Here is a 13,623-nt window from a genome sequence, read left to right on the forward strand (position 1 = left end):
TCGGCGCGACGCGGACGCCGCGACGGGGACGGACGAGGAGGCGCGGGTCAGCTCTGCGAGGCGCGGTACTGCTCGAGTTGGCGCGGCCCGAACGCGTCGGGGATCACCTCGTCGATGGTCTTGAAGCCCGAGACGGTGTCGAGCACCATGGCCTCGTCCGAGTGTTCGTAGAGCAGCTGACGGCAGCGACCGCAGGGCATGAGGACCCCGCCGTTGCCGTCGACGCAGGCGAAGGCGACCAGGCGGCCGCCACCCGACATGACGAGGTCGGACACGAGCGAACACTCGGCGCAGAGGGTGATGCCGTACGAGGCGTTCTCGACGTTGCAGCCCGAGACGATGCGGCCGTCGTCCGTGACGGCCGCGGCCCCCACGGGGAACTTCGAGTACGGGACGTACGCCTTGCGCATCGCGTCGCGGGCGGCCTCGCGGAGGGCGTCCCAGTCGGTCTCGGCGACGACCGACTCGCTGCTGCGGGCCGTCACGACTTGATGTAGGGCTTGCCCGAGGCCGCAGGGCCCCGGGACTGCCCGACCAGGCCGGCGACCGCGAAGATCGTCACGACGTACGGCAGCATCAGCATGAACTCGCTGGGCACCGGCGAACCGATGGCCCCGAGCACGTTCTGCAGGTTGCTCGCGAAGCCGAACAGCAGCGCGGCGAGCGTGGCCCGGATCGGGTCCCACCGGCCGAAGATGACCGCCGCGAGGGCGATGAAGCCCGCGCCCGCCGTCATCTCTTTCTGGAAGTTGCCGAGCGAGCCGAGCGTGAAGTAGGCCCCGCCGAGGCCCGCGATGGCCCCCGCGAGGGAGACGTTCCAGAAGCGGGTGGCGTTGACCTTGATGCCCACGGTGTCGGCGGCCTGCGGGTGCTCGCCCACCGAACGGAGGCGCAGCCCCCACCGGGTGCGGAACAGACCGTAGAAAACGACCGCGATCGCGATGTACATCAGGTAGACGATGATCGTCTGGCGGAAGAAGACAGGGCCCACGATCGGGATCTGGCTGAGCACCGGGATGTCGAGCTGCGGGAAGCGCACCCCGCGGTTCAGCGACTCGGACTTCGACAGCACCTGGGAGTACAGGAAGCTGGTGAGGCCGGTGACGAGCACGTTGAGCACGACGCCGACGATGACCTGGTCGACGATGTAGCGGATGCTGAAGACGGCGAGCACCATCGACACCAGCACGCCCGCGATCATCGCCCCGACCAGGCCGACGTAGGCCGAACCGGTCGCCGAGGCGACCATCGCCGAGACGAAGGCCCCGGCGAGCAGCTGCCCCTCGATCGCGACGTTGACGACGCCGACCCGCTCGCTGATGACGCCACCGAGGGCACCGAAGATGAGCGGGGTGCTGAGCGCGAGGGCACCGAGCAGCAGACCGGGCACCGGGATGGTCTGGCCGGCGCTCGCCCAGGTCAGGAAGCCGAGCAGGAACAGGACGCCGAACACGGCGATCAGCCAGATCGGCACCTTCTCGAAGCGGACGGCTCGCAGCACCGCGACGAGGGTGATGACCGCCAGGAGCACCGTGAGCACGATGCCCGTGCCTGACGCCGGCAGGACCGCATCGGGGAGGGCGAAGAAGTCCGTCGCGGTCGACAGGCGGAAGGTGCTCTCGCCGTCACGGGCCAGGCCGAGGAACAGCACGGCGGCCACGACGGTGAAGATCACGAACGCGATCGGGGCCTTGAGGCTGCGGGTCGAGGCCCGGGCCAGGTCGGGCGACGGCGCGGCGGGGACCGCGGTGTCGGGGGTGAGCGTGCTCACTTGGTGACCACCGCCTCCTTGTTCGAGGCCTTGCGCACCGGGCGGAGGCCCGGGGCCGGCAGACGGAAGATCGCTCGGACCAGCGGGGGCGCGGCCACGAACAACACGATGAGGGACTGCACGACGAGCACGATGTCGATCGGCACGCCGTTGGCGGCCTGCATGGAGTACCCGCCGGCCTTGAGCGCCCCGAACAGGACGCCCGCACCGAAGACGCCCCACGGCCGCGAGCGACCGAGCAGCGCGACCGTGATCGCGTCGAAGCCGATGCCGGCGTCGATGCCCGAGGTGAAGCCGCTGGTCAGCGTGCCCAGCACCTGGGTCGAGCCGGCGACGCCCGCGAGCGCACCCGAGATGAGCATCGCGTAGAGGTAGATGTTCTTGACGTTCATGCCGGCCGTGCGCGCCGCGTGCGGGTTCTCGCCCACGGCACGGAACCGGAAGCCGAGCGTCGACCGGTTGATCAGCCACCAGACGACCGCGGTGATGACGATGACCAGGACGAAGCCCCAGTTGAGGTTGTACCGGGCGCCGAACAGGTCGGGCAGGATCGCCGTGTCGAGCGTGGCGGGCGACTTCGGGTTCGCGCTGCCCGGGGCCTGCAGCAGGCCCTGTGTGCGCAGCATGAAGGCCAGCAGGTAGAAGGCGATGTAGTTGAGCATGATCGTGAGGATCACCTCGTGGGCGCCGGTGCGGGCCTTGAGGAGACCCACGATGCCGCCCCAGAGCGCACCCGCCGCGATGCCGGCGGCGAGGGCGAGCGGAAGGTGCACGGCGAGCGGCAGGTGGAACGAGAAGCCCACCCACCCGGCGGCCGCCGAGGCCATCAGCATCTGCCCGCGGGCGCCGATGTTGAACAGGCCCACACGGAACGCCACCGCGACACCGAGGCCCGCGGCGATCAGCGGCACGGAGTAGTTCAGCGTCTCGGTCAGCGGACGGATGCCCGCCGCGAAGCCGTCGACCCGGAAGTTGTAGATCGCGCCCTGGAACAGCGACGAGTACGACCCGCCTACAGCAGCCCAGAACGCCTGGAAGAAGTCGGCCGGGCGCGAGAAGAAGTAGCCGAGGGTGCCCTGGACGGTGGTGTCGGTGAACCCGATCAGGAGGCCCGAGACGACGAGGGCCAGCACGACGGCGAGCACCGAGATGGCGGCGTTGCCGGTCGTGATCTCTCGCAGGAGGCGCGAGCCGCGTCCCTCGGTCGACTCCGGTGACGACGGCGCGGGTGGTGTGCCCGGGCCCTGCGTGGTGGTCGTGGCGTCGCTCACGCTGCCTGCTCCGTTCCCTGCGGCATCTCGCCGGCCATCATGAGCCCCAGCACGTCGCGAGGGGTGTCCGCCGGCACGATGCCGACGATGGTGCCGCGGTACATCACGGCGATGCGGTCGGCGAGGGCGGCGACCTCGTCGAGCTCGGTCGAGACGACGATCACGGGCACGCCCTGGTCACGGGTCTCGACGATGCGCTTGTGCACGAACTCGATCGAGCCGACGTCGATGCCACGGGTGGGCTGGGCGGCCACGAAGAGCCGCAGGTCGCGGCTGAGCTCGCGCGCCAGCACGACCTTCTGCTGGTTGCCGCCCGAGAGGCGGCCGGCGGGCGTGGTGATGCCCTGGGTGCGGATGTCGAACTCCTTCACCTTGGCCACGGCGAACGCCGCGAGTTCGGCGAGCTTGAGCGAGCCGCGCTTGACGAAGGGGCCGGACTGGGAGCGGTCGAGCATGAGGTTCTCGGCCACGGTGAACTCGCCGACGAGGCCGTCCTGGTTGCGGTCCTCGGGGACGAAGCCGACGCCGGCGTCGAGCACCTGGCGCACGCTGCGGCCCGTGATGTCGCGCCCGTCGAGCGAGACCCGGCCCTCGACCCGGGGCTGCAGGCCGAGGATCGCCTCGGTGAGCTCGGTCTGGCCGTTGCCCTGGACACCGGCGATGGCGAGGATCTCTCCTCGGCGGACCTCGAACGAGACGTCGTCCACCACGACCTGCCCGATCGGGTCGACGACTCGGAGGTTCTCGACCACCAGGGCGGGCTCACCGGCCTCGGCGGGGGCCTTCTGGACGGTGAGCTCGACGGCACGCCCGACCATGAGCGAGGCGAGCTCGGCGTTCGAGGCGGTCGGCTCGGCCTCGCCGACGACCTTGCCCAAGCGGATGACGGTGATGCGGGTGGCGACCTCGCGCACCTCGCGCAGCTTGTGGGTGATGAAGACGATGGCGGTGCCGGCGTCGCGCAGCTGACGCATGATGACCATGAGCTCGTCGGTCTCTTGCGGGGTCAGCACGGCGGTGGGCTCGTCGAACACGAGCACCTTCGCGTCGCGGGACAGGGCCTTGATGATCTCGACGCGCTGCTGCACGCCGACGGGCAGCTCTTCGACCAGGGCGTCGGGGTCGATGTCGAACCCGAACCGGCTGCTGATCTCACGCACCTTGGCGCGGGCCGCGGCGAGGTCGAGCCGGCCGCCGGACTTGGTCTCTTCGTGGCCGAGCATGACGTTCTCGGCCACGGTGAAGACGGGCACGAGCATGAAGTGTTGGTGCACCATGCCGATGCCGGCGCCCATGGCGTCGCCGGGGCCCGAGAAGTGCTGGACGGCGTCGTCGAGCAGGATCTCGCCCTCGTCGGCCTGGTAGAGGCCGTAGAGAACGTTCATCAGCGTGGACTTGCCGGCACCGTTCTCGCCGAGCAGGCAGTGGATCTCGCCGGGCTCGACGGTCAGGCTGATGTGGTCGTTGGCGGTCAGCGCGCCGAATCGCTTGGTGATGCCCCGCAGTTCGAGCTTCATCTCAGGTGGCTACCTCGGGTCTAGGCATTCGGGTGGGGTCGGACGGCACCGGTTCGGCGGCCCGCCCACGGGCGTTGAGAGGGCCGGGAGCGACGGGGTGACCGTCGCTCCCGGCCCTGGGTCAGTCGATGCTAATCGATGACGGGAGGCGCTTTCGTCAGCTGGTGAGCGCCGACGGCGACTCGACCTCGATCGAGCCGTCGATGATGCCGGCTTTGATCGTGTCGAGCTCGTCCTGCAGACCGGAGTCGACCTTGTCGGCGTAGTCGTGGAACGGCGCGATGCCGACACCGTCGTTCTCGAGCGTGCCCACGTAGGGCGTGCTCGAGAACTTGTCCTCGCTGGCCTGGGTGACGACCGCGTCGGTGGCCTGCTTGATCCCCTTGAGCACCGAGGTCAGGAAGAGGTCCTTGTTGGCGCTGTCGGTCTCGTACGTGTCGCTGTCGGCACCGACCAGGACGACGTCCTTGCCGGAGTCGCGGATCGCCTCGGCGGCGCTCTGGTAGATCGGGCCGCCGACCGGCAGGATGACGTCGGCGTCCTGCTCGATCAGCGTCTGGGCGCTCTGCTTGGCCGTGGTGCCGGCTTCGAAGCCACCGGTGAAGGTGCCGGTCTGCGAGTCGACGTCCCAGCCGACGACCTTGACGTCCTTGCTCTTCTGCTCGTTGTAGTACTTCACGCCGTCGGCGAAGCCGTCCATGAAGATCGTGACGGTCGGGAACTGCATGCCACCGAAGGTGCCGACGACGCCGGTCTTCGAGTAGCTGGCCGCCGCGTAGCCGGCCAGGAAGGCGGCCTCGGAGGTGTTGAAGGTGATCGGCTGCACGTTGTCGGCCGTGATCGACGCGTCGTCGATGGTGGCGTAGTTGATGCCCGAGTTCGCCTCGGCCGCCGACTTGGTGGCGTCGGCGAGAGCGAAGCCGACCGTGACGATCAGGTTGCAGCCCTGGTCGGCGAGGTTCGACAGGTTCGCGTCGTAGACCGTCTCGTCGGCCGACTCGACCGTCTTGGGGGTCGACCCGATGGCCTTCGCGGCCTCGGTGAGGCCCTCGTAGCCGAGCTGGTTGAACGACTTGTCGTCGAAGCCGCCGGCGTCGGAGACCATGCAAGGGACGAAGTCGCTCGAGGCGCCGCTGGTCGAGCCAGAGTCGCTCTCGGGGGCCGAGGCACAGCCGGCCAGGATGACGGCGGTGCTCGCCAGGGCGAGGCCGCTGAGCACGGCCTTGCGCGCAGTTGTAGTCAAGTTGTCCTCCAGGGTGCAGCCCGGCACGAGGCGCGCCGGGTGGGTATGGCTGACAGGTTACCTATTGTGACGAGCGCCGCCGACCGTCGGGTGGTAGTGATGCCGAGGCGTTACACAGTCGCGACCACGACTTAACGAACACGAAACGTCCACGACCCCGGAGGAGCTCAGAGGACGTCGCTGCGCCCGCTGAGCTTGAGGGCGTCCACGACGCTCTTGACGCGTTGCGCGTTCGCCGTCGTCGTGACGAGCAGCGCGTCGGGGGTGTCGACCACGATGATGTCGTTGACGCCGATCAGCGAGATCAGGCGTCCGCTGTTGCCGACGACGATGCCGCTCGAACTGTCGGCCAGCACGCGGGCGTTCTCGCCGAGGATGGCCAGGTCGCTCTTGCGGCCGCCGGAGTGCAGCTTGGCGATGGACGCGAAGTCGCCGACGTCGTCCCAGTCGAAGTCGCCGGGCACGACGGCCAACCGGCCCGCCGCGGCCGCGGGTTCGGCGACCGTGTAGTCGATGGCGATCTTCTCGAGGCCGGGCCACACCTTGTCGACGACGGCGCCGCGCTTCGGGGTGTCCCACGCGGCTGCGAGCTCTTCGATGCCTTCGAGCAGGTCGGGCCGGGTCTCGCCCAGCTGCTCGAGCAGCCGGTCGGCGCGCGAGATGAACATGCCGCCGTTCCAGAGGTAGTCGCCTCCGGAGACGTAGCGTTCGGCCGTCTCGAGGTCGGGCTTCTCGACGAAGGACTCGACCGTGCGGGCGCTCGGTGCCCCTTCGATGTCGAGGGGCGCACCGACGTGGATGTAACCGAACCCGATCGCGGGCTCGGTGGGGGTGATGCCGATCGTGGCGATGTATCCCTCGTCGGCGGCGACGATGGCCTCGTGGACCGCGCGACCGAAGCCGCGGGTGTCGGCGATGACGTGGTCGGCGGCGAACGAGCCGATGATGACGTCGGGCTCACGACGGCGCAGGATGGCGGCGGCGAGCCCGATGGCCGCCGTGCTGTCCTTCGGCTCGCTCTCGAGGACGACGTTGTGGTCGGCGAGTGCCGGCAGCTGCGACTCGACTGCGGCCCGGTGCGCCCGCCCCGTCACGACCATGATCCGTTGGTCGCCGTTCAGGGGGGCCAGGCGGTCCCAGGTGCCCCGGAGCAGAGTCGAGCCGCTACCCGTCAGGTCATGCAAGAACTTGGGGGCGTCGGCCCGGCTGAGTGGCCACAGCCGTGACCCGATTCCGCCGGCGGGGATGATGCTGTAGAACCGGTCGAGGCTTTCCTGGATCGTCATGCGTTCACCTTATCGACGCCCTTCCTCCATGCAGCCGATCCCCTCCCGCCACCGTCGCCGGTGAGGCTCGCAGCACGAGCAGTCCGAGGAGGACCGATGCGAGTCGTGATCGTGACCGAGAGCTTCCTGCCCACCGTCAACGGGGTCACCACGAGCGTGCTGCGCGTGCTCGACCACCTGGCCCGACGCGGGCACGAGGCCCTGGTCATCGCCCCGGCCGGGCGCGGGACCACGAGCTACGCCGGCTTCCCGGTCCACCGGGTGCCGTCGGTGGCCTATCGTCAGTTCCCGGTCGGCCTGCCGAACCCGCAGGTCGCGGCCGCCATCGCCGGCTTCCGACCCGACGTCGTGCACGTCGCCTCGCCGTTCCTGCTCGGTGCCCAGGCCATCGCCGCGGCCGCTCGCCTGGGCGTGCCCTCGGTCGCCGTCTTCCAGACCGACGTCGCCCGGTACGCGGGGACGAACGGGCTCGGACTCGGCTCGGCCGTCGCCTGGCGGCTCGTGCGCCGCATCCACGACCAGGCCACGACGACGCTGGTCCCCTCGCGCGCCTCCCTTCGCGATCTCGAGACGGCCGGCGTGGGCCGGCTCGCGACCTGGGGCCGGGGGGTCGATTCGGCCCTGTTCCACCCGAACCGCAAGTCGGGCGACGCGGTCCGTGCCCTGAGCGAGAGCTGGGGCGCACCCGACCGCGTGCTCGTCGGCTACGTGGGTCGCCTGGCCCCCGAGAAGCAGGTCGAGCGGCTCGCCGCCCTGCGCCCCCTGCGGGAGGCGCGCCTCGTGGTCGTCGGCGGCGGTCCCTCGCTGCCCGCCCTGCGCCGCCGCCTGCGGCATCTCGACCCGATCTTCACCGGCCCGCTGCACGGCGAGCACCTCGCCGACGCCTACGCGGCCCTCGACGTCTTCGTGCACACGGGCTCGACCGAGACCTTCGGTCAGACCGTGCAGGAGGCCCACGCCAGTGGACTGCCGGTCGTGGCCCCGGCCGCGGGCGGACCTCTCGACCTGGTGCGGCACGGCGTCGACGGCTTCCTCTTCGACCCCCGCCACGACCACTCGCTCCGCCGGAGCGTCCGCACCCTGGTCGCCTCGGACGAGCTGCGGGCCCGCTTCGGCGAGGCCGGGAGGCGCGTGGTCGTCGGACGCACGTGGGAGACCCTCGGGGACGAGCTCGTCGAGCACTACCGACGCGCGATGGCGAGCGTCCGCGACGGGGCCGAGCGCGCCTCCGTCCGCTGATCGAGGTGCGGGCCGACGGGTCCGTCTTGTCTCGACGTCGAACGACTTCGGCGGGGCGGGGCGGCGGCCCCGCTCGGCGGGAACATAGACTGGACAGGTTCTGAGAACGCCACCAGCGGACACGGCTGTCCCTCGTACCGACCGAGCGAGAGCGTCGTCCGCCCCATCCGCGAGGAGAAGTGCTCATGGCCGAGCAGTCGACGGGAACGGTCGCATCACCGGCAGGCAGACCGGGTGCACCGAAGATCAGCGCGCCCAAGGCGCCCGGGAAGATCGCCGGCACCCTCTACCGGGGCCGTGAGGGCATGTGGTCGTGGGTGTTGCACCGCATCACCGGTGTGAGCATCTACTTCTTCCTGCTGGTGCACATCCTCGACACCGCCCTCGTCCGGATCAGCCCCGAGGCCTACAACGCGGTGATCGGCACCTACAAGAACCCGATCATGGGGCTCGGCGAGACCGGCCTCGTGGCGGCGATCCTGTTCCACGCCCTGAACGGCCTGCGGATCATCCTGATCGACTTCTGGGGCCCGGGCACCAAGTACCAGCGCGTCATGTTCTGGATCGTCATCGGCCTCGCCGTGGTCCTGTTCGCCGGTTTCGCGCCGCGCCACCTGATGAACGTCTTCTCGGAGTAGAGCCATGACCACCCAGACCGTCGAAGCCCCGCGCTCCGCCCGCGCGGCCCAACGCTCCACCAACTACGAGAAGTGGGGCTGGATCTACATGCGCGCCAGCGGCCTGCTGCTCGTCGTGCTCGTGTTCGGCCACCTGTTCATCAACCTGCTCGCGAGCGAGGGCGGCGTCAAGGCCATCGATTTCGCTTTCGTGGCCGGCAAGTGGGCCAGCCCGTTCTGGCAGGTCTACGACACCCTCCTCCTCTGGCTCGCGCTGATCCACGGCACGAACGGCATGCGCACGATCGTCAACGACTACGTGTCGAAGCCCACGGTGCGCAAGGTGCTGCTCGTCACGCTGCTCGTGTCGACCATCGTCCTGCTCGTCCTCGGCACGCTCGTGATCTACACCTTCGACCCGTGCCCCGCGAACGCCCCGGCCGACCTGCTGCCGTCGTTCTGCACCGCCGGCTAGCCACCCGGCCCACCGTCCACTCCGGCCTCCGGCCGCACGTCCCCCACCGGAAAGAACCGTGACCACACCCTCCCCCGCACCCACCAGCACCGTCGTCGACGGTGTCCACTACCACCAGCACGACATCGTCATCGTCGGGGCCGGGGGTGCGGGCATGAGGGCGGCAATCGAAGCCGGCCCGAACGCCAGCACCGCGGTGATCTCGAAGCTGTACCCGACCCGTTCGCACACCGGTGCAGCCCAGGGCGGCATGGCTGCGGCCCTCGCCAACGTCGAGGACGACAACTGGGAGTGGCACACCTTCGACACCGTCAAGGGCGGCGACTACCTCGTCGACCAGGACGCCGCCGAGATCCTCGCCAAAGAAGCGATCGACGCCGTCCTCGACCTCGAGAACATGGGTCTGCCGTTCAACCGCACACCCGAGGGCAAGATCGATCAGCGTCGCTTCGGCGGCCACACGGCCGAGCACGGCAAGAACCCCGTCCGACGGGCCTGCTACGCCGCCGACCGCACCGGGCACATGATCCTCCAGACGCTCTACCAGAACTGCGTCAAGCACGGCATCAACTTCTTCAACGAGTTCTACGTCCTCGACCTCATCATGGGCGAGATCGACGGCGAGGAGCGCCCGGCCGGTGTCATCGCCTACGAACTCTCGACCGGCGACCTGCACGTCTTCCAGGGCAAGGCCGTCATCTTCGCCACCGGTGGCTTCGGCAAGATCTACAAGACGACGTCGAACGCACACACCCTCACGGGTGACGGCGTGGGCATCATCTGGCGCAAGGGCCTGCCGCTCGAGGACATGGAGTTCTTCCAGTTCCACCCGACCGGCCTCGCCGGGCTCGGCATCCTGCTGAGCGAGGCCGCCCGTGGTGAGGGCGCGATCCTGCGCAACAGCGAGGGCGAGCGTTTCATGGAGCGCTACGCGCCCACCATCAAAGACCTGGCGCCCCGTGACATCGTGGCGCGCTGCATGGCCACGGAAATCCGCGAAGGCCGAGGCGCAGGTCCCCACAAGGACTACGTCTACCTCGACATCACGCACCTCGACCCGGCCGTGATCGACGCCAAGTTGCCCGACATCACCGAGTTCGCCCGCACCTACCTCGGCGTCGAGCCCTACACCGAGCCCGTGCCCGTGCTGCCGACCGCCCATTACGCGATGGGCGGCATCCCGACGAACGTCAAGGCCGAGGTGCTGCGCGACAACACCACGGTCGTGCCGGGCCTCTACGCCGCCGGCGAGTGCGCCTGCGTCAGCGTGCACGGATCGAACCGCCTCGGCACCAACTCCCTGCTCGACATCAACGTCTTCGGCAAGCGAGCCGGCAACAACGCCGTCGAGTTCGTGAAGGACGCCCCGTTCGTGCCCCTGCCGGCCGACCCCGCCGGCTTCGTGCGCGGTCTCGTCGAGGACGTCCGGAACGCCACGGGCACCGAGCGCATCGCGACGCTGCGCAAAGAGCTCCAGGACAGCATGGACCGCAACGCGCAGGTGTTCCGAACGGAAGAAACGCTCGACGAGGTCACCCACGTGATCGCCGACCTGCGCGAGCGGTTCAAGAACATCTCGGTGCAGGACAAGGGCAAGCGCTTCAACACCGACCTGCTCGAGGCGATCGAATTGGGCTTCCTGCTCGACCTGGCCGAGGTCGTCGTCTACTCGGCACGCTCGCGTCAAGAGAGCCGTGGCGGACACTTCCGCGAGGACTACCCCACCCGCGACGACGAGAACTGGCTCGTCCACACGATGGCGTACCTGACCGGCGACGCCCACTCGTCGTTGGCCGGCGACCACATCCGGCTCGACACCAAGCCCGTCGTGATCACGAACTACCAGCCGATGGAACGGAAGTACTGACATGAGCACCGCTGTCCTCGAGAACAAGCCCCAGGGCTCCGACGCCGTCCCCACGTTCACGGCCACACTGATCATCCGTCGTTTCGACCCCGAGGTCGACGACGAGCCCCGCTGGCAGGACTTCGACGTCCAGGTGCTGCCGACGGACCGCGTGCTCGACGCCCTGCACCAGATCAAGTGGGAGCAGGACGGCTCGCTGACCTTCCGCCGCTCGTGCGCCCACGGCGTCTGTGGCTCGGACGCGATGCGCATCAACGGTCGCAACCGGCTGGCCTGCAAGACCCTGATCAAGGACCTCGACATCTCGCAGCCGATCTACGTCGAGGCCATCAAGGGCCTGCCGCTCGAGAAGGACCTCGTCGTCGACATGGAGCCCTTCTTCCAGTCGTACCGCGAGATCCAGCCGTTCCTGATGGCGTCGTCGAAGCCCGAGAAGGAGCGCCTGCAGAGCGCCACCCAGCGTGAGCGCTTCGACGACACGACGAAGTGCATCCTCTGCGCCGCGTGCACGTCGAGCTGCCCCGTGTTCTGGACCGACGGGCAGTACTTCGGCCCGGCGGCGATCGTCAACGCGCACCGCTTCATCTTCGACTCGCGTGACGAGGGCGCCCAGGTCCGCCTCGACATCCTCAACGACAAAGAGGGCGTCTGGCGGTGCCGCACCACGTTCAACTGCACCGAGGCCTGCCCGCGGGGCATCCAGGTGACCCAGGCCATCGCCGAGGTCAAGCAGGCCGTGCTGCGCGGTCGCGCCTGACGGCGAGACACCCCACGCACGAGGGCCCGACCACCAGGTGGTCGGGCCCTCTTCTCGTGCCACCCCGTCGTGGCGGTGCCTGGGCGATCGTCGACGCCCGGTCAGTCGTCCTCGACGATGCACGCGGCCTCGAGGCCGAGAGCGAGGCGCAGCGCGACCGACACACCGGTCTCGCCCTCGTCGCCCATCGGGGCGACGGCGTCGATCCAGAACACCGGGAGGCGCACCGAGGGCGGATCGGGCAGCAGGCGATCGAGCTCCCCGGCCTCGGACAGCTCGGCCGCCTGATAGACGGTGAGCAGGGGCACGCCGCCCACCGCGAACACCTGGAGGGCGTCGCCTCCGTCGATCTCACGCACGCCGAGCGACCCGTCGACCGCGTGGGCCGCGGTGGCGAGATCGAGCTGGTCGTACACGTGGGGACTCAGGATGGTGATGTCGCGGGGCATCAGGCCTCGTCCTCGGCCGGACGCTCGGACTCGGTCTCGGTCGAGCTCTCGTGCAACAGGTCGAGCTCGTGCAGGTCTTCCTCCCAGGCCTGCAGCAGGGGGCTGGCGACGAGCTGGGCGAGCCGCTCGGGGCCGACGGCCTCGAGCGTGCGGTGCAAGGCGTTCCAGCCCGAGGTGACCGCGTCGCCGAGCGGCACGACGTAGGCGGGCAGGCGTGGACGACCGACCACGAGGACGGGACGTTCGGCGTCGAGGGCGGAACGTTCGAGGCCGAGCCGTCGGACGGACGGCGCCCCGATCAGCAGGGCGACCGGGTTCGGCGGCGGGTAGGTGACCGCCCGGACGCATCGGTCGGACTCACCCTCGCGGGCGATGACCAGGGCGAAGGTCGGCAGAGACGACTCGGCGATGTGGCCGAGGGCGTCGGTCAGTCGCGCGATCGCCTCGTCCAGCGAGCCCTCGGTCACGTCGACCGTCAGCGCCGTCGTCTCCTCGATGCCGTGATCGGTGACCCGAGCGGTGATCGTCGCCGAGAGATGCGGCCCCTCGACGACGACCCGCACGGTGTCGGGGGCCTGATGGCGTGCGTGCTGGGTGAGGACCCAGCGGTCCCAGACGTGCCCGAGGGGCTCTGTCGTCCCCCACCGCGTCGGGACGGAGCCCGAGGCGGCCGCTCCCAGGGTCTCGACCGCGCCTCCCAGGCTCGTGTCGTGGGACGCCCGGTGCAGCACCGTGAGGTCGACGCTGAGCTGGCAGGTGGTGTCGACGGCGTCGGCGATGACCGGCATCCGCTCGGCGGCGGGCACCGCGGCGGCCGCGGCATCCGGTTCGGCGGCTGCCGCGTCGACGTCGAGGTAGGGCACCCCCGTGAGGCCGTCACGCAGACGGTCGTGGTCGTCGTGGACCGCCCAGACTCCCCCGGCGGCGACCAGCGCGGCCCGGAGTCCGACCGTGAGGCGCGACCGTTCGCTGGTGACCAGGACGACACGTCGGCTCGTGGAGGGTCGACCGAGGAGGTCCGCGAGCGGACGACTGAGTCGGACGACGCGGGCCCTGCTGTCGACCCGGACGGCGCGCGACGTGATCGCGTCGACCACCGGGTGTCGTATCGGGATGCCCACCCGTCGATTT

Annotated in this window: 13 protein-coding genes; 5 read left to right on the forward strand and 8 right to left on the reverse strand. The window is 69.6% G+C overall.

Going from position 1 to position 13,623, the window contains the following annotated elements; genetic code table 11:
- Positions 1-47: 47 nt before the first annotated feature.
- From BIV04_RS04520 to BIV04_RS04545, 6 genes are all read right to left on the reverse strand, one after another.
- The gene (locus tag BIV04_RS04520) at positions 48-485 is read right to left on the reverse strand and encodes a cytidine deaminase (RefSeq protein ID WP_071254412.1); all 438 of its coding nucleotides are present in this window, start codon (positions 483-485) and stop codon (positions 48-50) included.
- Positions 482-1,771 (reverse strand): ABC transporter permease, encoded by a 1,290-nt coding sequence (locus BIV04_RS04525; protein WP_071254414.1) that lies wholly within the window; start codon positions 1,769-1,771, stop codon positions 482-484. Before BIV04_RS04525 ends, BIV04_RS04520 begins: the two co-directional genes overlap by 4 nt.
- Entirely contained in the window at positions 1,768-3,042 is a 1,275-nt protein-coding gene (locus BIV04_RS04530) for an ABC transporter permease (RefSeq protein WP_071254416.1), read from the reverse strand. The genes BIV04_RS04525 and BIV04_RS04530 overlap by 4 nt, the downstream gene beginning before the upstream one ends.
- Complete coding sequence (locus BIV04_RS04535) at positions 3,039-4,559, reverse strand: ABC transporter ATP-binding protein (protein ID WP_071254418.1); 1,521 nt, start codon at positions 4,557-4,559, stop codon at positions 3,039-3,041. Before BIV04_RS04535 ends, BIV04_RS04530 begins: the two co-directional genes overlap by 4 nt.
- 157 nt (positions 4,560-4,716) lie before the next feature.
- On the reverse strand, positions 4,717-5,802 hold the full coding sequence (locus BIV04_RS04540) for a BMP family protein (RefSeq protein WP_071254420.1): 1,086 nt from the start codon (positions 5,800-5,802) through the stop codon (positions 4,717-4,719).
- A gap of 167 nt (positions 5,803-5,969) precedes the next feature.
- Entirely contained in the window at positions 5,970-7,088 is a 1,119-nt protein-coding gene (locus BIV04_RS04545) for a mannose-1-phosphate guanylyltransferase (protein WP_071254422.1), read from the reverse strand.
- Positions 7,089-7,184: 96 nt separating this feature from the next.
- On the opposite strand from BIV04_RS04545, the gene BIV04_RS04550 reads away from it, so the two are divergent.
- From BIV04_RS04550 to BIV04_RS04570, 5 genes are all read left to right on the forward strand, one after another.
- Positions 7,185-8,327 carry a glycosyltransferase family 1 protein gene (locus BIV04_RS04550; RefSeq protein WP_071254424.1) on the forward strand — a complete coding sequence of 381 codons (1,143 nt, stop codon included), beginning with the start codon at positions 7,185-7,187 and terminating at the stop codon, positions 8,325-8,327.
- A 185-nt stretch (positions 8,328-8,512) separates the two neighbouring features.
- Positions 8,513-8,965 carry a succinate dehydrogenase, cytochrome b556 subunit gene (gene sdhC / locus BIV04_RS04555; RefSeq protein ID WP_082059901.1) on the forward strand — a complete coding sequence of 151 codons (453 nt, stop codon included), beginning with the start codon at positions 8,513-8,515 and terminating at the stop codon, positions 8,963-8,965.
- A gap of 4 nt (positions 8,966-8,969) precedes the next feature.
- Positions 8,970-9,419, forward strand: a complete 450-nt coding sequence (gene sdhD / locus BIV04_RS04560; protein WP_071254426.1) for a succinate dehydrogenase, hydrophobic membrane anchor protein — start codon at positions 8,970-8,972, stop codon at positions 9,417-9,419.
- A gap of 58 nt (positions 9,420-9,477) precedes the next feature.
- Positions 9,478-11,286 (forward strand): succinate dehydrogenase flavoprotein subunit, encoded by a 1,809-nt coding sequence (sdhA, locus tag BIV04_RS04565; protein ID WP_054146650.1) that lies wholly within the window; start codon positions 9,478-9,480, stop codon positions 11,284-11,286.
- 1 nt (position 11,287) lies between these two features.
- A complete protein-coding gene (locus BIV04_RS04570; protein ID WP_043594421.1) occupies positions 11,288-12,043 on the forward strand; it encodes a succinate dehydrogenase iron-sulfur subunit in 756 nt (251 codons plus the stop codon).
- A 101-nt stretch (positions 12,044-12,144) separates the two neighbouring features.
- Here the strand turns inward: BIV04_RS04570 and BIV04_RS04575 are convergent, their stop codons facing one another.
- Positions 12,145-12,492: a hypothetical protein gene (locus BIV04_RS04575; RefSeq protein WP_071254428.1), complete on the reverse strand. Its 348-nt coding sequence runs from the start codon at positions 12,490-12,492 to the stop codon at positions 12,145-12,147.
- Complete coding sequence (locus BIV04_RS04580; protein WP_143048539.1) at positions 12,492-13,613, reverse strand: DUF6177 family protein; 1,122 nt, start codon at positions 13,611-13,613, stop codon at positions 12,492-12,494. Before BIV04_RS04580 ends, BIV04_RS04575 begins: the two co-directional genes overlap by 1 nt.
- Between the last annotated feature and the right edge of the window lie 10 nt (positions 13,614-13,623).

This window comes from Frigoribacterium sp. MCBA15_019, from assembly GCF_001864945.1.
Taxonomy (GTDB): domain Bacteria; phylum Actinomycetota; class Actinomycetes; order Actinomycetales; family Microbacteriaceae; genus Frigoribacterium.

What these genes read in the sequence shown, in the direction of transcription:
- sdhD (WP_071254426.1), top strand. Translation starts at nt 8,970, where the DNA reads ATGACCACCCAGACCGTCGAAGCCCCGCGCTCCGCCCGCGCGGCCCAA.
- BIV04_RS04545 (WP_071254422.1), bottom strand. Translation starts at nt 7,088, where the DNA reads ATGACGATCCAGGAAAGCCTCGACCGGTTCTACAGCATCATCCCCGCC.
- BIV04_RS04535 (WP_071254418.1), bottom strand. Translation starts at nt 4,559, where the DNA reads ATGAAGCTCGAACTGCGGGGCATCACCAAGCGATTCGGCGCGCTGACC.
- sdhC (WP_082059901.1), top strand. Translation starts at nt 8,513, where the DNA reads ATGGCCGAGCAGTCGACGGGAACGGTCGCATCACCGGCAGGCAGACCG.
- BIV04_RS04550 (WP_071254424.1), top strand. Translation starts at nt 7,185, where the DNA reads ATGCGAGTCGTGATCGTGACCGAGAGCTTCCTGCCCACCGTCAACGGG.
- BIV04_RS04575 (WP_071254428.1), bottom strand. Translation starts at nt 12,492, where the DNA reads ATGCCCCGCGACATCACCATCCTGAGTCCCCACGTGTACGACCAGCTC.
- BIV04_RS04570 (WP_043594421.1), top strand. Translation starts at nt 11,288, where the DNA reads ATGAGCACCGCTGTCCTCGAGAACAAGCCCCAGGGCTCCGACGCCGTC.